At 43.3% G+C, this 19,537-nt stretch carries 13 protein-coding genes and 1 pseudogene; 10 read left to right on the top strand and 4 right to left on the bottom strand.

Annotation, left to right across the window (positions count from 1 at the left end; translation table 11 throughout):
• Window positions 1–15 precede the first annotated feature (15 nt).
• Entirely contained in the window at window positions 16–1,113 is a 1,098-nt protein-coding gene (locus AC1D0K_RS07525) for a sensor histidine kinase (protein ID WP_477390297.1), read from the top strand.
• Complete coding sequence (locus AC1D0K_RS07520; RefSeq protein WP_477390299.1) at window positions 1,110–1,841, top strand: LytR/AlgR family response regulator transcription factor; 732 nt, start codon at window positions 1,110–1,112, stop codon at window positions 1,839–1,841. Before AC1D0K_RS07525 ends, AC1D0K_RS07520 begins: the two co-directional genes overlap by 4 nt.
• On the opposite strand, the gene AC1D0K_RS07515 is transcribed toward AC1D0K_RS07520, so the two are convergent.
• Window positions 1,838–4,885, bottom strand: a complete 3,048-nt coding sequence (locus AC1D0K_RS07515) for a lantibiotic dehydratase (RefSeq protein ID WP_477463034.1) — start codon at window positions 4,883–4,885, stop codon at window positions 1,838–1,840. The two genes, AC1D0K_RS07520 and AC1D0K_RS07515, sit on opposite strands and share 4 nt — an antisense overlap.
• A gap of 444 nt (window positions 4,886–5,329) precedes the next feature.
• On the opposite strand from AC1D0K_RS07515, the gene AC1D0K_RS07510 reads away from it, so the two are divergent.
• On the top strand, window positions 5,330–5,578 hold the full coding sequence (locus AC1D0K_RS07510; protein ID WP_477390303.1) for a hypothetical protein: 249 nt from the start codon (window positions 5,330–5,332) through the stop codon (window positions 5,576–5,578).
• 282 nt (window positions 5,579–5,860) lie between these two features.
• Entirely contained in the window at window positions 5,861–6,247 is a 387-nt protein-coding gene (locus tag AC1D0K_RS07505; protein WP_477390305.1) for a hypothetical protein, read from the top strand.
• Window positions 6,248–6,395: 148 nt separating this feature from the next.
• On the opposite strand, the gene AC1D0K_RS07500 is transcribed toward AC1D0K_RS07505, so the two are convergent.
• Window positions 6,396–6,680 (bottom strand): hypothetical protein, encoded by a 285-nt coding sequence (locus AC1D0K_RS07500; protein ID WP_477390307.1) that lies wholly within the window; start codon window positions 6,678–6,680, stop codon window positions 6,396–6,398.
• Window positions 6,681–6,832: 152 nt separating this feature from the next.
• On the opposite strand from AC1D0K_RS07500, the gene AC1D0K_RS07495 reads away from it, so the two are divergent.
• The 4 genes and pseudogenes from AC1D0K_RS07495 to mobC all read left to right on the top strand — a co-directional run bounded on the left by AC1D0K_RS07495 (window position 6,833) and on the right by mobC (window position 11,647).
• A complete protein-coding gene (locus tag AC1D0K_RS07495) occupies window positions 6,833–7,750 on the top strand; it encodes a toprim domain-containing protein (RefSeq protein ID WP_477390309.1) in 918 nt (305 codons plus the stop codon).
• Window positions 7,751–7,934: 184 nt separating this feature from the next.
• Window positions 7,935–8,324 (top strand): plasmid mobilization protein, encoded by a 390-nt coding sequence (locus tag AC1D0K_RS07490; protein WP_477390311.1) that lies wholly within the window; start codon window positions 7,935–7,937, stop codon window positions 8,322–8,324.
• Window positions 8,312–9,616, top strand: a complete 1,305-nt coding sequence (locus tag AC1D0K_RS07485) for a relaxase/mobilization nuclease domain-containing protein (RefSeq protein ID WP_477390313.1) — start codon at window positions 8,312–8,314, stop codon at window positions 9,614–9,616. Before AC1D0K_RS07490 ends, AC1D0K_RS07485 begins: the two co-directional genes overlap by 13 nt.
• A 43-nt stretch (window positions 9,617–9,659) precedes the next feature.
• Window positions 9,660–11,647 (top strand): annotated as a pseudogene (gene mobC / locus AC1D0K_RS07480) (conjugal transfer protein MobC).
• 127 nt (window positions 11,648–11,774) lie between these two features.
• Here the strand turns inward: mobC and AC1D0K_RS07475 are convergent.
• Window positions 11,775–12,263: a hypothetical protein gene (locus AC1D0K_RS07475; protein WP_477390315.1), complete on the bottom strand. Its 489-nt coding sequence runs from the start codon at window positions 12,261–12,263 to the stop codon at window positions 11,775–11,777.
• Between the two features lie 639 nt (window positions 12,264–12,902).
• Here AC1D0K_RS07475 and AC1D0K_RS07470 point away from each other — a divergent pair.
• Both AC1D0K_RS07470 and AC1D0K_RS07465 read left to right on the top strand, forming a co-directional pair.
• Complete coding sequence (locus AC1D0K_RS07470) at window positions 12,903–15,080, top strand: retron system putative HNH endonuclease (RefSeq protein WP_477390317.1); 2,178 nt, start codon at window positions 12,903–12,905, stop codon at window positions 15,078–15,080.
• Window positions 15,077–15,922, top strand: coding sequence for an HNH endonuclease family protein (locus AC1D0K_RS07465; protein WP_477390319.1), 846 nt, complete (start codon window positions 15,077–15,079; stop codon window positions 15,920–15,922). Before AC1D0K_RS07470 ends, AC1D0K_RS07465 begins: the two co-directional genes overlap by 4 nt.
• 449 nt (window positions 15,923–16,371) lie before the next feature.
• On the opposite strand, the gene AC1D0K_RS07460 is transcribed toward AC1D0K_RS07465, so the two are convergent.
• Entirely contained in the window at window positions 16,372–19,485 is a 3,114-nt protein-coding gene (locus AC1D0K_RS07460) for a COR domain-containing protein (protein ID WP_477390321.1), read from the bottom strand.
• Window positions 19,486–19,537: the final 52 nt, after the last annotated feature.

Here is a 19,537-nt window from a genome sequence, read left to right as displayed (position 1 = left end):
GAAAGACTACCGCTCATGACATTGACATTACAATTCTATATGGTGGTTTTGTCGAATTTAGATTTGCGTGTGATCCTGAAGCACATCTTTGGGTGGTGTATTTTTATTGCCTATGAAACCTTATTTGTCTGGTTGAGCACCGGAACTAACTTTCCATTCTTCGACTATATCTTTTATTACTCGCTAAACATTTTACTGTTTTATGCTAATGCCCATCTGGTATTGGAACACACGATCGCTTCATCCAAAAAATATGTACTGATACCGGGCTTGATGCTGGTGGAGATGGTTGTATACCTGATTATAAAATATATTCTTGACTATTTCCTGGCCGCGAAACATCATGCATTTACAAGCCAGCTAATTTATATCAATCGCTTTTTGGTCCTGAATATATTCAGGGGAATTTATTTCATTGGATTCAGTACCTTATACTGGTCCATCATGAGAACGATTTTCGTATCCAGAAAGGCCCACGAAACGGAAACGGCGCAACTAACAACTTTAAAGCAGAAAGCAGAGGTAGAAAGGAACCTGGCAGAAGCGATGAACGCCTATCTCCAGGTACAAATAAATCCTCACCTACTTTTCAATACCTTGACTTTTATCCATAATACTTATTATAAGCATTCCCAGGATGCATCGCAATGTGTACTCTTATTGGCCGACATTATGCGCTTTTCCCTGGAAGAAGTAAATGTTAACGGCAAAATATCATTAGATAAAGAGATTGACCAAATCCGGAATTTCATTGAACTCAACCAGCTTCGGTTTGACTATGATTTGCATATCGATTTTCAGTCCGAAGGGGATTTTGAAAGGATCGAGGTGATCCCGCTCATTTTATTAACGCTGACCGAAAACATTTTCAAGCATGGTTATCTTAAAAAGAAAACGGAGCAGGCCAAATTGCATATTTCCGTCAATAACCAGTATGAACTGACATTTCACAGTTGGAATCTGAAAAGACATGAGACCGGGCATAAACGCAGAAGGTCAATTGGGATAAAAAATGTAATTAAGCGTTTGGATTATGCCTACCAGAATCAATATAAGCTAATAATTAATGATGAAGAGGATAGCTATGAATTGGAATTGAGGATACACCTATGAATTTAAGATGTTATGTTGTAGATGATGAATTTCACGCTGTTGAAATGCTGATCGAGTATATTGAAAAAACTGACGGATTGGAATTACAGGGATTTTCAACCAATCCCCTAACGGCGTTGAATGAAGTGACAGGGGCAAATCCTCCGGATATTACCTTTCTCGATGTTGAAATGCCAGAGCTATCGGGCATGGACTTCGCAGGACTGGTCACTTTGCATACCACGATCGTGTTTACCACCTCTTTTCAGGAATTTGCACTTGAAGCTTTTGATAAAGAAGCCTTCGATTTCCTGCTGAAGCCGATCAGCTATGTGCGGTTCCGGAAATGCATACAGCGCATCCAGCGCATCGGTATAAATGCGAAAGCCCAGCAGCAGCAAGAGCGGGACTTCTTTTTCGTGAAGTCTGAAATCAAAGGCAAAATGATTAAAGTAAATATGGCGGACATTCTATTTGTAGAGGGTGCGCAGAATTACATCAAAATTCATTTGATATGGGGCGAAATTATGCCCTATCTGACCATTAACGAAATCGGACAATACCTGCCTGAAGAAGAGTTTTCGCGGATACACCAATCATTCATTATTAACAACAAGCGTATAAAGTCTGTAGAACAGACGAGAGTGACGCTGGAAAATGATTTGAGCCTGAACCTGGGTCGTTATTACAAAGATGCATTCCTGGAAAAAATGAATGAGTTACTGCTAAAATCCAGAAGGAGGTATTAATACTTCCTTTTGCTGATAGCCCTTACGGCTAATTGATGTTTGTACAGGCAGTAGTAGACGATCAGTTCCTGGTTACGCTGCCGGTCTACAAACAAACGGTTCAAATGCATGTGTACCAGGTCGGCCAGTAATTGAGTGCTCCGCTTCGAACTGAAAGATACTGTCGCCTTAAACAGCAGCGCAATCTTAAGCGCATATTGATCTGCCCAGACTGTCATTTTCAATGATTTATAATATTTATCATTGCTCAGCAACCCCTTGATTTCTCCCTTTAATTCCCTGAATTTTTGATCCAGGTCAATTTTTAATAATTTGTCCGAAGAAAATTCCGAGTAGAATGTGTTAACCATTTGCTCCAGGAAAATGATTTGCTGGTTTATTTCCGGCATAAAAATATTAAGCAGGTCTGCTATTGAAACAAAGGCAAGACTGTGATAGGAATAGGAAAAAGTTTTATTGCCTGCCGCCTGAATATAATAAAGTACCAGATTGCTGCTGCCCTGGAAAAAATCCTCAACCAGTTCCATAATCTCTGCGCTATATCGTTCCATTTCCCTGCGATAGGTGTCTGCCTGATATTCCCGGATTAGATGATAATGCACTGTTTCCTCAAGACGCTTCTTCAAATTGACCAAAACGGGACTAATTGCATGCTCTTTTACCTTCAACCGCAGGCGGAGGTGGTACCCGGAATCGCGGTAGCGTACAAAAAACCAGGTCAATAAATCGCTCTTGTCAAATTGCTTTAACACAGGCAGCAACCTTTTAATAAGTATGTCATTGGCAATCGCCGGTGCACAGTAGAGTTTCAAATAAAGCCATGTACTGCCTAAGATATACTCTTGTTTAATTTTGCTTTTGTCAGGAAGATCAGGCGTTATCGTCCCGTTATAAGCGGTTTCCTTTTTGTACAGGAAGCCTATGAATTGGCTGATCAACGGCATCCCTTCACTGGTAACAGTTGACACAGCTGGCATAAAAAACTCCTGCAAAACGGCTTTGTCCATGCCGTTTAGGCAATCCAGTAAAAAAGCAACGTCATCTTCCCGGTTAAGGTTGAAAACAAGTTGCTGATCGAATTTGCTTAATGCGACGACCGCCGGCAACTTTAATTTTTCCATTAGCATATAAAATTTCGCTACGGTTCCTTTGTCACTGGTGCCTTTGACCGACTTCAGATCTTCAGGTGTCAGATGCCAAACTGCCGCTGAAAGTATGGTTTGTTTATACACCACCCGTGGATAAAAAGCCATGCCCGGAAAATAGGTTTCCAAATCAAAGGAATAGTTACTTTGCAGGCCCTGGTATTGCAGATCACAAAGAAAACGAAAGGGTGCCAGGTTGTTCCGAACGTAATTGTAGGCCGATGTCAGTCGCGGAACGACAACCTTTTTCAGTCTCCTGGATTCCAAAACAAGTTCGTCGCCGGCTACCGAAATCCACAAATCAGTCAAGGGAATTTGATTCTCAAGAGGTAAGGTAGAGATTGCATTGATTAATATTTCATAATCGTAGATGTGTTGTCTTCTGTTAATGTTGTCGGCGTGGGTATCTGAAAGCTGCCCGATGTCTGCAAAAACAACACATGGACTCGCTTCTTTTTCCTTTCGGGCAAGTTCCAGGCTTAGGTCATGGATTTGTTTACTAAAAAGGGTAAAACGTCCGATTAAGGCTGTGGCAGAAGCTCCGCCGGCTGTTTCGATATAAATCCCATTTTCCAATACCCTGAACACCACGGGAAGGGTCGGTGGCGATTGTAAAGATTCTTCAGCCTGAAGACCCGACAAATCACTTTCGGATAACATGATTGGATCTTTATTGGCAACGTTTTCATTCCATTTCTTCAACAGTAACCTATGGGTTGAAGACCATTCTATTAATACTTTACGCCTTTGCTGTGTAGTAAAATTGATATCCCGCATAAGATCCGGCTCAGCACCCGGGAAAATAAGCGGACCGTATCCAATACCAAGTTCCGGATCGATGGCCTGCACAAGTAACACTTTTTGCTTATCATACCTGTTTTTAAAATCACTAATAAATTGTTGAAGCATCGATGCCTGTGCTGGTTGAGCCAAAATATTCAGTGCTTTAAGACCGTCGAGAATGTGAGTTTGATGGCGATTGTCAATTTCTCCCGATACAACTTTTCTTTCCAGCCCGGCATAAAAAACCTGCTTCTCTGCGCGTTGGCCCAGGTTAGATAATAACTCGTTTATTTTGGCAGAAATTTGGATTAAATTCCCGACATCCGAATTTTTACTAAGTGACAGTTGATTGTACAGATTGATCAATTTTTGCTTAAAAACAGAGGCCGGGAAACCCGGATGTTGTAAAAGTCTGGTCAAATAATCTTCACCCACGATATTGGACGCCGTATCCGGCAAAAAGATGGTTGCATCAATGAGAAAATTCAAATAATCCCTGGCCGTTTCCCGGTCGCAGCCGGTTACTTCAATCATGAAAGCGATAATATCTTCTCCCCTCTTGTATACTGTTTTACAAAAACTGAACAGCGCAGCGTTAAGTGGATTGCTTTCAATGGATTCCAAATCAAAGGAAATCTTGCCTTTATCTGGTGAATAGGATGTTCTTATAAAGCGGAAGTCTTTGCCAGACTGATAAAGTGCAGGGTTACAGGTATACCTATTGTCAGAAATATCATAACCGTCTAAACCTTTAATTAACCGTAGGACGACTTTCTGGTCAAAATGAAGATGAAGTTCTCCATCTAATTTTCCGGCCAATTGGATAATATTATTTTCACCCCATTTCACAGGAGAAAAAGAGGAAAAGCTTCCGAATGGAGTCGGTCGAAAACTCATCCTATTATAATACCGCATCAGGCTTAGTTTCTCTCCAGCGTTCAGCTCATCAAATGCTTTGCCGAAAATTGCTTCAAATAACTGAGGACTGGCCAGGTATAATGCCGCTTTAAAAAGCTGATCTTGTATGATTGATGAAATTTTATCGGGTGAGTATTGGCTATAGCTGTAAACCGGGCTTCTGAGCAACAACTCCTGCAAAAAATAGTAATTATCCATCGCGCGTTTTTATTTAAAACTTATACGATTGTGACATTTATTATATCTAATAAAAAGTAAAAATAATGTGATCTAAGACTTTATTCCTTTATGACCTTGTGTATAGAAAATAAATCTCCTTAGATACGCACAGGCAAGAAAAAATTCAGTTATACCACCTTTTCAAAAAAATCAAAATCACTATCTACACAAATTGTTGAAAATAAATCCAATGAAGTATCGCTTGGATTAAAGCCCCTTTGAATAATCGCCAAACTTAGCCCCCTCGAATGTTCCGACACGGACTTTCTTTCTTCTTTTGCGTCCCTTATTGCCATAGTTGATATTTTAGATACTCCTGATATATAACAGTATCACTCGCTGATTTCAACCATCATAAAAACATATCCCTCTAACACAAACTGCGCAATTCGAATCATTTGCAATAATCGAAAACAAATTGCTTTGAAATCTGATAAAATATCACCTATCGCAGGTAAGACGAATTGGAAAAATGTTCCGGTAACTGCAACGAAGAGATTACGCCCTGAGCTTGGAAAATCGTATGTTTTAAAACAAAATCGGTACTGGTACCGCGATTTTCAAACAAGCTGTCATTTCTGCTGCCGTCAAAACGAATACTCAGGCGCAGCCTTCAATGATCCAACTGATCCTATTTTAACAGCAGAAGTATTTAGCCAATTTTGTCAATGATTGGTTATAATCTACCTCCTACCCGGCCTGCAGATAAAACAGGTTCGCTTCCGTTTTGCGCGCGTCGCGCACGTCACTACAGTTCACCCGTTTTATCTGCCCCGCGCAAGAACCCGCCCCTGGGCGGCCCACCCTGCAAGTCAAAAATGTACCCGCTATCGCTGGGAGCATTTTTCCCGCACCGCCCAAGGGTCGGGTACTTGCTAATCCCACTGAGTTGATATCTTTTTTGGAATTTAAATTTAAAAGAATAGCCCTATTTTTGGAGATCGAATCAACGCTATGTTTAACCCCTTTGAAAACATACCACAGAAAATAACTGATCTCATTTGGGCTGTAAACCAGGCGGACCAGAATTACCTGGATACTGCGGAACAATCTAAAGCAGCTGAGCTGGCGACCACGCTGCAGGACTTAGCACATCATTTAGGTCAATTTATTTCTCACCTCGATCTGCAAAATGAATTTGCTCGCTTAGGTATTTTGATCAGAAGCTTTGACGATGCCGCAAGGGTAATGGTCGCACTAAACACTTTAATTACAGACCGGTTGGAAGCAGATCCATCCGAAAAAACAAAAAAGCATATAGAGAAATTATTTTACATCTGTGCCGAAGTAGCCCGGATCCGGGCTGAATTTACAGCTAAAAAAAACAATACACCCAGATAATGAGGATCCCCTCTATGACCTAACACTTTCCCCGGATTGACCCTGTTAAAGCAGGCTTTGATCACATAGCATAATTTACCCCCGGATAAGCTTCATCTCTTAAAACTACCTGCCGCCAGACAGGTAGTTAAATAGAAATGCTTTGACTTTACTTATAATTCAGGTTTTTCATTTTTTCGCTGAGTTCCGTTAGTCCTGCTTTTTTCAGGCATTCGCCGGAGAATTGTTTCAGCTCTTCCACCGTTTCCTTAGGGATCAGTTCCAACAACCCTTGAGATTGCTCGTTGTCTTTGACCGTCAGCCCGCGCTCGATCACGCTGTTTAATAGTAAAACCGTTTTCCGGTTGATCTTGACATCGATCTTCACCGCCTCATTCATGCCAGGACTGCACAATAATGTTTCGTACACCTGGGCCATCACATTCGTTGCCATACTTTTAAATTTTAAAGGTTAATAAACGGCTGTAAAATTAACGTTTAGGTATTTTCCGATCCTCATCAAAATTTAGCGGGGATAGGTGAATGCCAATCCAGCTATCTAATTTCGCTTTTGGATAACTGAATGTGGATTTGATTTTGTGTGTAATGGACTTCAGCAAACAAGGGCTTACCCTGGCCCAAATCAGGGAACGTGATATGGTGGATTACCTGGCATCATTGGGCTACGAGCCGGACAAGCCAAGTAAGAATGGGATCGATTATTATTATCTCTCACCGCTCCGCATCGAGGGCGATCCAAGTTTTCATGTAAACCGGAAGAAGAACCAATGGTACGACCATGGCCTGGGAACAGGCGGAAATCTGGTTGATTTCAGCATGCGATATTTCAGCTGCACGGCGATGGAATTGCCGGACAAATTCTGCATTGACTTTCCCCTTCAACGGCCGCATCAACTGCCGCTTATCCAGCACCGGGAAATGGATGAAACCGAAAGCAAGATCATGATCACGGGCGAGCGGCCCCTCTGGTCATATACGCTTAAAAACTATCTACAAGAACGGCACATTCCGGTCGCAGTTGCCGAGCCGTTTTGCCGGGAGGTCACCTATGATTTAAATGGTCATTCCTTTTATGCCATCGGGTTTAAGAATGATGCAGGTGGCTACGAACTCCGCAATAAAATTTACAAGCAAAGCAGCTCGCCAAAGGACATTACCACGATCAGCAACGGGGCTAAAACAGTGCAGGTTTTCGAGGGCTTTTTTGATTTTCTAACCTATAAAACGCTGCACCAGGAGGTGCCGGAAACAGTTTATGATTTTGTTATCCTGAACGGGGCAAGCCTGTTTGAAAGAGCACGCCCGTTTATGGAGCAGCACGAGGACATTGGCCTTTGGCTGGACCGGGACACTACAGGTATGTCTTATACGAAATACGCCTTGTCGCTGAAAAAAGGTTATCGCGACGAAAGCGCTCTATATCCGAAACATAAGGACCTGAATGACTGGTTAACGAACAAGGGCGTGGCTCCTAAAAAGCAACTAAAGCATAAAATTATTTGACGCTTATATTTAAATGGTTAAGAAGCTACCGGATTACCAATAGCTGAAGAAAGATTGCCTCCGCCGCAATCGGCCAGATGTACGGTTGTGTTACAACCGGAATCTGGCCGCTCCTCTCCGAAGTCGGGGGCGGTGGAGAAAGTTGTTGTTTTTTGATGAATTGATACAAAGAAAGGGATAAGTGATGGAAGGAAAAAGACAGGCAAGGACACGGATTGTCCCGTTCAGGCTATTGCCTGATGAGTATGCTAAATTGGAAGTGAGCTGGAAGAAAACCACGGTCAGAAAGCTAAGCGAATTTATCCGCAGGCTCATATTTAATAAGCCAATTACAGGTTATGTGCGTAACAAATCATTAGATGAATTCATGGCGGAGGTGGTGCTGCTGCGTAAAGAATTGAATGCGATCGGTGTGAACTTTAACCAGGCGGTGCACCGCCTGCACACGCTGGATCACCTGCCGCAAATGCAGCTTTGGTTAAGAGGTTTTGAGCGGGATAAGGATGTGCTTTTCGGCAAGATAGAGGAGATCAAAAACAGGATCAATTTAATCAGTGACCAGTGGTTGCAGTGATCCATTCCAGCAGCAGCCTGCGCAATATCTTAAACTATAATGAGCAGAAGGTAAATGCAGGTCTGGCGGTCTGTCTGGAGGCGGCGGAATACCCGAAAGATGTCTGCGATCTGAACTTTTGCCAGAAGCTTTCCCGGCTGGAAAAGCTGACGGAATTAAACCAGCAAACCAAAGTTAACAGCGTACATATCTCGCTGAATTTTGACTCGTCTGAACAGCTTTCGGAAGACCGTTTAAGAGAGATCGCAGCGGTCTATATGTATAAGATCGGCTTTGCCGGACAACCGTATTTATTATACCAGCACAACGATGCTGGCCACCCGCATGTCCACCTGGTCACCACCAATATTAAGCCGGATGGCAGGCGGATAGAACTGCACAACCTGGGCAGGAACCAGTCGGAAAAAGCACGCAGGAAAATTGAGATTGACTTCGGTTTAGTGAAGGCAGAGGAAAGTCGGCAACGGGAAGCTTACCGGCTTAAGCCTGTCGATCCGCGCAAGGTGGTTTACGGCCGGGTAGAAAGTAAAAGGGCGATGGGGAATGTCATAAATACCGTTCTTAAAAATTACAAATACGGATCTTTGGCTGAGTTAAACGCGGTGTTGCAGTTGTACAATATTACGGCCGACCGTGGCAGTGAGGATTCCAGGATCTTCCGGCACCAGGGACTGGTATACCGCATCCTTGACGGGCAGGGCAACAAGGTAGGCGTTCCGGTGAAAGCTTCAGACTTTCACTTCAAGCCAACGCTCAAATATTTGGCGGAGAAGTTTGTAATCAATGCCACAGGCAGGGATCAGTACAAAGCAAGATTAAGGAACACCATTGACCTGGCTTTACTTGGCGGTGAGCTGTCCTTAACAGGTTTGATCGGGGCTTTACAAAAAGAGGGGGTTGATACCGTGCTCCGGCAAAACTCCGAAGGCGTATTCTATGGAATTACCTATGTAGATCACCGCAGCCGCTGTGTATTTAATGGCAGTGCAATAGGAAAGGCTTATAGTGCTAAAGCGATTTTGGAAAGATGTGCAAGCACGGGGGCCGATGAAAGAAAAATAAAAACCGTGTTAGGTGAAAAAGAACGGCTTGGCGGAACAGGTTCGAAAGGACAAGCACCGGGTTATGAGGCCGGGAAACAGGCGGCAAGTTCTTTTAATGCCGGTGAAACACCACCGGATATTAAAGGGCTGTCTGATGCCTTGTTGCAGCAGGAGGATCAGCCGGAACGGATGGATTGGGAGCTGAAACGGAAGCGGAAGAAAAAGAAGCGGCAGCGGATCGAACCGTAATACCGGCGAGTGAGGGATGATAATTTAACGTGAGGGAGATAAGATGCAGACAGGAGAGAATGATCAGGCCATGCGCAAGATCCTGGATATGACCAGGCTGATCAGTATAGCAGTTTTGGCTATACATTTTTATAAGGAGTGTTACGGCGCATTTGCCGGATGGCATTTGGCAGCACCACTATCGGACAGGATATTAAGCAATATTTTGCATACCGGCCTGTTCAGCAATTTTTATAAGTCCAAGCTAATCGCTTTAGGATTCCTGGTGATTGCGCTGATCGGCGTAAAGGGAAAGAAGGACGAAGAGCAAAACTTCAAGACGTCGGGCATTTACCTGTTGGCCGGGATTATTTTCTATTTTATCAGCGGCCTCATATTGCTGATAAAAGGAGAAATGAGCTGGACGGCTACCGGGTATATGGCACTAACTGCCCTGGGCTACCTGTTGTTCCTGAGCGGTGGCACCATGTTGTCCCGGATCATCAGAGACCGGCTGAAGGATGACATCTTCAATTCCGAAAATGAAACCTTCCCGCAGGAGGAACGGCTGATCGAAAACGAATATTCGGTCAACCTGCCGGCAAGGTATAAGCTCAAAGGAAAAACACGGAATTCTTACATCAATTATATTAATATGTTCCGGGCGCTACTCGTATTGGGTTCGCCCGGATCCACGGGTCCGGCAAAAGTTATTTCATTATCCGGCATGTCATCACGCAGCATATCCGGAAAGGCTTTGCCATGTTCGTTTATGATTTTAAGATGCCTGATCTCTCGGTCATTGCGTACAATACCTGGCTTCAAAATAAGGATAAATACAAGGTTGCACCCAAATTCTATTCGATCAACTTTGATGACCTTTCGCACAGCCATCGCTGTAACCCGCTTGATCCATCTGCCATGCTGGATATTACCGATGCAGTGGAATCGGCACGTACTATTTTGTTAGGGTTGAACAGGGAGTGGATCAAGAAACAAGGTGATTTCTTTGTGGAAAGCCCGATCAACTTCCTGACAGCGATCATCTGGTACCTCCGGAGATACAAAAACGGTGAATTTTGCACATTGCCCCATGTCATCGAGCTGATGCAGGTGGAATATGACGAGCTGTTTACCATCCTCCGCACACAAAAGGAGATAGATGTATTGATCAATCCTTTCGTCAGCGCCTATATGCGAGATGCTGTGGAGCAACTGGAGGGTCAAATCGCTTCCGCCAAGATCACGATGGCCAGGATCTCCTCCCCTGCCTTATACTATCTTCTGTCAGGCAATGATTTTACGCTGGATATCAATAACCCGAAAGCGCCAAAGATCGTTTGTATGGGGAACAATCCCCAGAAGATCCAGATCTATGGAGCAGTGCTGTCACTGTTTACGAATAGGTTATTGAAGATCATCAATCAGAAGGACAAGCTGAAATGCAGCCTGGTATTTGATGAGTTTCCAACGCTAACGACAGATATCATACCTACGATCAGCACGGGGCGGAGTAATTTAATTTCTACCTGTTTGGGTATTCAGGATGCAAGTCAGCTGCGCAAGGATTATGGCCGGGAGCAGGCCGATGTGATCATGAATATTGTGGGCAATATTGCTGCCGGACAAGTATCTGGTGACACGGCAAAACAGATCTCCGAACGGATTGGCAAGATTATGCAGGATCGTGAAAGCCTATCCATTAACCGCTCCGATACATCGATCAGCAAATCGAAACAGCTGGAGGCAGCCGTTCCGCCGTCGCGGATTTCATTGCTTAGTTCCGGCGAGTTTGTAGGCATGATGGCAGACAATCCGGATTGCAAAATTGAATTAAAGGCCTTCCATTGTGAAATCGTCAATGACCACGCGGCGCTGAAAAAAGAGATCGATGGTTACATGCCGCTGCCGGAAGTCCGGAAGATCAATGCTGCTATTGTAGAACGGAATTATTTGCAGATCAAGCAGGATATCTGGGATATTATTGAATCGGAAATGGAGCGTTTGTTGAGCGACCCGGCCTCTATGCATTTGGTGATTAAGAAAAGTTGATTTATACATGTGGCGGATAAAAACAAATCGCTTTTTAAAATTTGGATTATCTATGTGACCCAATTCTTGTGGAAATAATTCACCATATAGCCAAAAAAATCGAGCTTGGTCTGCCCGTTTTTACCAGCTATCGTTTGCAGCTTTTCATCTGTCTTCGCATGTCCGACTGATAAAGCTGTATCACCGGCTGGATGGTTTCCTGCGCGGCCTGGTCGTATTTGATCACTTCCAGGTTCCTGATCGAGCCCACATAGTAAACGAGGTTAACCGTCCTTTCTTTTTTAACGGTGTAAAAGTGAACTTCTCCAAATGCATCCGTTCCTGCTTTAGCATGTTGTATGCCCCTGACATAGCCATATTGATAGCCGCCAACGTGATAACGCGGGTTTAACAGCCATTCTTCATGCCCAAACCCACACTTGTTTTCAAATGGTATGTTTCGCTTTCCCTGGTTAGATTTTTTCCAGCGGTGCGGGCTGGTCAGCTCCCAATTGTTTTTATTTGACGTCAGCCGGGTAAAGATGGGTGCGCTTGCTCGCGGCTTTTTTTGAAGGACCACATATTCATAAATAAGCAGCAGCCGGTCGAAAGCATTCAGGATAAGCAAAACTGCCAAATTTACTCAAAATCGCACAAAAGTGGTGTGGATTCAGTACCATGGAATTCGCCTAAATGCATATCTATAGTGATTCCTATTGGTCCCTTTTCGAAGCAAATAGTTCCCGCCTTAAAACATATTACAGCATTTAGCTAGCCCTTACATTACGGTTTGGATTCGGATTAGGCTACATGAAAAGCAAATGCTTCAAATAGAAAATCTTGAGTTTTTTGAATTGAAAATACTTTTTTCTCAATGGTACCCTAACGATTAAGTTGAAAAATATCCTTAAATTCTTCGTTCTAAAGCCATATTAAATATATTTATCTGCTTTTGTTATAAATTTAACCCAACGAGATGTCATCAATTGCGCTGATGATTTTCTTCCATTCTTAGGAAAGTACTTCATGAGAAATATTTGTACCTTGTAAGATGAAGCGATAGTTTGACGACATTCTTTCAATGAATATAGCACTAATGTATTTTCACCAGACAGATACCGTTAAAACACCATGGATTGGCCATTGATTTTTCACTTATATTATTGAAATTTAATCGCATAAAGATGTAACGTATTGCGAAGATCATTTTCTCATCTTTGACAAAATTGGTCTGTGTCTCAACATTAATATTAATTTCTTGTACAATTCAACCTAAATGATAAAGCTAAACCGCCCCCAACGACCTGATCTGTTTAACTCATCGCGGATAGTAAACGAAACAGAACGCATCAAGGCTGCCTACAGTAGCCTGAGTCAAGAACGGTTAAAATTCAATATGACCTTGCTGATGCCGGTACGTGAGTATCTGGTGAACGCTGCAAATGGAAAATGTGCCTATTGTGAGTCCCGAATAGGCATCTCCGCCTCTGCGGATGTAGACCATTTTCGTCCGAAGGGCGGTAGCACTGGGTTTAACAATGAATATTCATCGGACCACTACTTCTGGCTTGCTTACGATTGGGAGAACCTGGTTCCGTCTTGCCAGATCTGTTCCAGGAGCAAGCGAAATTCGTTCCCTATAAAAGAAGGGCATAAAAGGGTTGCGCTGTTGGCAACGGGAACTGAACTGGAATTGGAACAACGGTTGCTGATCGATCCTTTTAAAGACGATCCGAAAAAAGCTTTTAAGTTCCTCCACGACGGTACGGTATCAGCGTTAAACGAACAGGGGGCCGCGACCATAAAAGTGCTGGCCCTGAATAGACCGCCACTTATCGTTGCCCGCCGGGCAGCAGGTGAAAAATTCCTCGGGGATCTTGCCCGGTACACCGGCGAGATTCCGAGGGAAGAAAGAAATCAGCTGTCAGTGAAGATTGATAACATTTTTTCAGAACATTCCAGGGAAGAATATAGCGCATTATTGAGGTCAATCTTTAACAAATGGTATGAAAGCAATAAATATCCCGGGGCCATATCCAGGCAACTTGATCTGCTTACATTTGGTTTACCCTCTAAGGAGCAAGACAGCAATTTTGGCTCAAAGGAAAAACCTTCGCTTTTAAAAAAGATCTCGGCCATTTTTTTGCCAACGCCTGTTTTGAAGCCGGAACAAGAGATCGGTATCGGCAGCAGATTTACGATCAAAACCGTTGAACTCGCAAATTTTAAAGCGATCGATTACTTAAAGATCGAGGTACTGCCCTCGGACAGCCTTAGCGAAAAGGAATCATGGTTATTGGTGCTTGGTGATAACGGGGTGGGTAAAAGTTCGATCTTACAGGCTATTGCGCTGACCTTGGGCGGTACGGAGTGTTTAAAATCACTTAAGATTTCTCCGCAGGATATCTACAAACGGGGCGCGATCAATGAGGGCTATGTAAAAATCTTTACTTGTGAAAGAGAAGAACCCTATGAGTTGCGTTTTAACCATGAAAAATTTATAAAGAAGCCTGAGGAGGTAGCGGTCACCCTCCTCGCTTACGGCGCAACGCGGCTTCTGCCCAAAGGACAGCTAAAATCAGAAAAGCGCAAGCCAGCCAAGGTCAACATCGCAAATCTTTTTGATTACAGTGTCGCCTTGGTCAATGCCGGTCAATGGCTACTCGATCAGTCAGAGGACGATTTCAACAACCGCATTGCACCGGTACTGATCGATCTGCTTTACCTCAATGGAGGCGTAAAAATCTCCCGTGTGCAAGAAGAAGTGTTCGTCGGCGAAATAGAATTACGGAAAATAAGCGACGGATACCGGAGCATGATCGCCATGGCTTGCGATATTATGCGCACTCTATCACTGCATAAAACACGTTTTCATGAAACGCAGGGTGTCGTAATTATAGACGAACTCGGTAACCACCTACATCCCAGGTGGCGAATGAAGATTGTAAACGCCCTGCGGGAGGCTTTCCCAAAACTTCAGTTTATTGTTTCTACGCACGAGCCTTTATGTTTGAGAGGGTTACTACATGGTGAGGTAGTTGTGCTTGTGTCCGATAAGGACAAACAAATCATTGCGCTGGATAGCCAGGTGTTGCCTGACCATAATCTTTTGCGCATCGATCAGTTACTGACCTCGGACCTGTTTGGTCTGATCGATACGGCAGACCAAGACACACAGGAAAAATTTGACAAGTACTATAAACTGCTGCTGATTCCGGAAGAGGCCCGAACAGATGACGATAAAGCGGAGATTGCAAGGTACACTGCTGAACTTTCCGAAAAAGACCTAATCGGTGATACGCCGCGTTCCCAAGCCATATACCAGCTTATCAACGAGAGCTTTGCAAAGTCACTTATAGAAGTCGGTTTTAAAACAAATACCCAGTTGAAAGCCGATACTATTGAAGATGTCAAGGAGATTATCAAAAATAACAAAAACTTTGACTGGCTATGATATGCATCAACCGACCACCCGCCCCTGCTTTCCTGACTGACATCCAAGGACTCTGGTATGCGGAAACGCAATCGGCCATTGCACACTATGCGGTCGCCGGTCAGGCTGAAGACTTTAAATTCGATCGTTATAACCATGCCGACGTTAAAACGGCATTACGTGCTGTTTTCGGCACCAAGTGTGTCTACTGCGAATCAAAATATGCATCCGGTTCTGACGGTGATATTGAACATTTCCGGCCAAAAGGAAGAGTCGAGGGCAAAACTCCGGATAAGCCCGGTTATTATTGGTTAGCAAATGACTGGGATAACCTTTTACTAGCCTGCCAGCATTGCAATCAGTCAAGACGGCACTTGCTCGGATCAGACAATTCAGCGTTGCTGAACGACGGAAAATCCAAAGGCAAATTGGATAAATTCCCATTGAGCGACCCCTTATTACGGGTGACGTCCCCTACCGCTTCGCTAGCAGATGAAGAGCCACTGCGACTGTTACTGAATCCCTGTCTTGATAAGCCTGAAGAACATTTCGACTATGACGAAAAAGAAGCGCTGATAAAACCTAAAACACCACAGGCCGAGAAGTCTATCGAGGTTTACGTTTTACAAAGGCAATTCCTGGTCAAAGACCGTAAAGAACGTTTAGCACATTTGTTCAGTACAATCAACGCGCTAAAAGAGTTGCTGGACTTTTACCAGACGAATAAACTTCCGGAGTTGAAAACGATGCTTGACCGGCGAATAAATGAGTTGTCAGCTTTCACCGGCCCAGGCAGCGAGTACAGTGGCATGTGCCGCTTTTTTGTCAGAAAATTTTTCACAGAAAACAATATCAAACTTTAGATCATGGCCAGAAACCTTACGCCGTTAACCCAATGGCATTCAGCATATCGCTTTAAGCTTCTCCGGTGGCGGATTCCGGACAACCAGTTTTTCGTTGGGTTGTGGGTTCTATCTGCATCATGTCCCTTATCAGGGCGCGCCATTGCTTGATAAGGTCAATCGAACCCCTTCCTGCAAGATTTGAAGCGGTTGACGAGTTAAAAATCATTGGAGACTAGTTTTAGCACAATGGCGGATACCTAATTTCCGGCGTTTTAGACCAAGGGCCCATAAAGTTTTACTACGCGCAGATCATTTTCATAATCTATCCATAGTTTCTTTTGCCATTCGCGACTAAATGTCGAGGCTATGTAACCATGAAAAGCACTTAACATAGCCTTTCGATCATAGCCTAAAAATCGAATTGTATGATGACGCACGTTTGCAGCCATATTCTCTGTACGTGATAATTAATACTCCATTGGTTCGTAATGGTAAGATTCGATATTTCGCTCTGTACTGCTAAAGTTAAGGCCAATCAACTCTATAGGCTTTTCCTCTAATAAATAAGGCTCATAATAACGGTTGTTGTAAATTTGTGAGATAGCGTCATCTGTACTTCCGTCCAATTTAATTTCAAAAATGTAAACCCTGTCTGCCAGATTTACAACGATATCAGATCGACCCTTGGACTGGATCTCGTCAGCTTTAGACAAGTTACCAAATACAGAACGTAGCATCAAAAACAAAGGGGTGTGATAGGCCTTTTCACTTTTTTCAAAAAGCAGGTAAGACACACTGGCAAACAAAGACTTGATCGTGGTGATGAAAGCTTCGAGATTATTCTCTTCCAAATATTTTTTGGTAAGGAAAGCCCCGCTGCCAACCAGTTTCTTGATCTCTTCTTCCATTTCACCAGGCGTAATTAAAATGCCTAAAAGTTCATTGACCGAAACATCTTTATACGTTTTCTCACAAAGCGTGGTAGGACGTCCATTTTCTTTTAATTTGGCGAGTAGGGAATATTTATGGTAGAAGGGCGTTTCTGAATCCCGACAGGTACGGCAGCTGCAAGGCACTAACTGTTCATATTCCAACCCATCGTACAGCTCGTTGATACTTTGGAAACTGGATAGAATGCTGGCAAGATAGCCACGCTGTTCCTGACCACTGACAAAGATCGCGATCTCCTTTTCCTCCTCGTCCATACGGATCAAGGCCTTGCTGGAAAAACTTTTGTCTGATATTGTAAGGCCGGTGCGCCACCGCTGGTTATTGAATATTTCCTGGTGACGCCTAACCATAAATTTCGGCAATACCGCCTTCGGTAGTAGCGCCTGATATTTATATTTGAATTTGAGAGCGGTTTTTATCGGGAAATGAAAGGTCGGCTCCTCCTTTTGTAAAAGATCGGGGATCAGGTAGGTATCCGCATCGATCTGGAAGCACAACTCAAATTTGGTCATCAGTCCCAGCAAAAATCCGTATTTTTGTTTAGGGTATTTCTGACTATCAAGAATTCCTCCGATATCCGCTGCATTAAATCTTCCAAATTGCTGGGCTACTTTTTTTGCATTTATGATCGCATAAAAGGCTTCAGTTAACCAGGAGGGATTGATCACGTTGGTTTCGTTCAGGTGAGTATCCGGAAAATATGTAACTACGCCTAATTGATGCAGCCAATTGATCAAGGTATCCCGGTGATTTGGAAATACACCATGACGTTCGGCGATCTCCTCATATTTATCATAATGGATATAGTCTTTCAGCGCTTTGCCCCGGCGCATTTTTTCCAGTTCAGTTTTTACCGTCAGCCAGCTGAGTCCCCATTGTGTGCGGACGTGCAGCAATTCTTTTATCGTATCTTCTAAAATAATCTTAAAATCCTCCAAGCCTTCGCCGCTTTGACACGATATTCGTGCATATCGATTATTGATATTCGGATATTTGGTGTTAAAGAACCTGATGTTTTCGTGGCTTGAAGGGTTCTCGTCGATCTTGTTAGTTACAATAATCACCGGTGAGTCGCCACCGAATACTTTAACCAGCTTCAACCATTTTTCAGTATCCGTGTTTTCACGCGCATTAATCACCAGCACGTAAACGCTGTTTTGTGTAAGGAAAAGCTGATGCGTATGGTGCATGATATCCTGGCCACCAAAATCCCAGATCTTCATCGTCACGCCGAGATCCTTGCCACATTCGGCTATATTGATACCGTGTGTTTGTGATTGAAGCTTATTGAATTTCTTTCCTTGCAGGAAATTGACCAAAGATGTTTTTCCGGCCGCACCTTCGCCCAGCACGATGACTTTGATCTCATTGATCGCAGCAGAACCGTTCTCCAATGACTTCAAGTAATCACCGACGGCCTGCTTGCTATCTTTAATAAATTCAGTAGGTACATCTTCGATCGGGTTATTATCCAAACTTACGCCATTACCATAATCATCCCTACGTTTCAAATCCATGGGGCTTTCCAAGATCCATCGAGGGAAGAAACGCAACAAGTTGTTTTCTATATTGAGCTGGGTTAGTTTAGGAAGTTTCCCGATCGAATCTATATTAGTTAGCTTATTATTCGTCAGTGTTAAAGATTGCAGACTTTTGATCTTCCCTACAAAACCAATTCCTTTCAGCTTATTATTGGTAAGATTCAACGTAGCCAATGCTGATAAACTTTGCAAAGGACTACGGTCTGCTGGCAATGCTTTTTCCAAAGATAAAACGCGTAATTGCGGAAGCTCTCTCAGAGTTTCCAAACTATCCAGTGGATTATGACTTAGATCAAGGAAGACTAATTCTTTTAAATCCGCTAGAGGGCTGATATCAACGATATGATTGTAGTTTAAATTCAAGTCGTTCAATGCCCTTAAACCTCGAATCCATTCAAGATCTTCTAACCTGCAAAAGGTCATGTCTAACTTTGTCAGGTGAACCAGCCCCGCCAACATTTCAGGATCATCGATATCGTTGAACTGAATAAAAAGTTTATCCAAATGAACCAATTTACTTAATGGGGCCACTTCCGTAAAGGAGTTGCTTCCCAAATTGCAAATTTGCAAAGTCGATACTTCCGCAAGATGGTCGATATGATCGATCTTGTTACCGTAGGCTTCCAACGAAATAAGGCTTGGCAACCCCCCTATCCCTCCAAAATCATTTAAGAGATTATGATTGATGTTAATAGATATCAGTTTAACTAACTGAGATAAGTCGGGCAGGACGGTCAATCGATTACTATAAACCTGCAGATCTTCCAATTCGCTGAGTGTTACCGCAAAATCTATATCCGTTAGATTATTATTGGCCACATTAATACTTTTAAGCCCTGAAAGTTTCGCCAGCACACTTGCGTTACGCAACACATTGGCGATTGCTGAGATCTTCTCCAAGTGTTTAAACAAGCCAAGCGCCTCGGGTAAGGTTTCGAGTTGCATCTCATTCAAGTAAATCTCCGTAATTTGATTGCCAATGACTGTATAACCATTACGACGGGAAAGCGCGCGGTCCTGTAATGAACTGCCCAGTTCCTTTTCAAGCGCCTTTAAGGCAAGTGTATCTGATGTGTTTAAACTGCTCATAGAATTGGGTAAGGTTTAATAAAATAGTCGACTGACAGCCAAATATAAATCA

The sequence above is a fragment of the Mucilaginibacter sp. P1_A3 genome (assembly GCF_056406855.1).
This window is presented reverse-complemented; position numbering and strand designations above follow the sequence as displayed.

What these genes read in the sequence shown, in the direction of transcription:
- AC1D0K_RS07525 (WP_477390297.1), top strand. Translation starts at nt 16, where the DNA reads ATGACATTGACATTACAATTCTATATGGTGGTTTTGTCGAATTTAGAT.
- AC1D0K_RS07520 (WP_477390299.1), top strand. Translation starts at nt 1,110, where the DNA reads ATGAATTTAAGATGTTATGTTGTAGATGATGAATTTCACGCTGTTGAA.
- AC1D0K_RS07515 (WP_477463034.1), bottom strand. Translation starts at nt 4,885, where the DNA reads ATGGATAATTACTATTTTTTGCAGGAGTTGTTGCTCAGAAGCCCGGTT.
- AC1D0K_RS07505 (WP_477390305.1), top strand. Translation starts at nt 5,861, where the DNA reads ATGTTTAACCCCTTTGAAAACATACCACAGAAAATAACTGATCTCATT.
- AC1D0K_RS07500 (WP_477390307.1), bottom strand. Translation starts at nt 6,680, where the DNA reads ATGGCAACGAATGTGATGGCCCAGGTGTACGAAACATTATTGTGCAGT.
- AC1D0K_RS07495 (WP_477390309.1), top strand. Translation starts at nt 6,833, where the DNA reads ATGGACTTCAGCAAACAAGGGCTTACCCTGGCCCAAATCAGGGAACGT.
- AC1D0K_RS07490 (WP_477390311.1), top strand. Translation starts at nt 7,935, where the DNA reads ATGGAAGGAAAAAGACAGGCAAGGACACGGATTGTCCCGTTCAGGCTA.
- AC1D0K_RS07470 (WP_477390317.1), top strand. Translation starts at nt 12,903, where the DNA reads ATGATAAAGCTAAACCGCCCCCAACGACCTGATCTGTTTAACTCATCG.
- AC1D0K_RS07465 (WP_477390319.1), top strand. Translation starts at nt 15,077, where the DNA reads ATGATATGCATCAACCGACCACCCGCCCCTGCTTTCCTGACTGACATC.
- AC1D0K_RS07460 (WP_477390321.1), bottom strand. Translation starts at nt 19,485, where the DNA reads ATGAGCAGTTTAAACACATCAGATACACTTGCCTTAAAGGCGCTTGAA.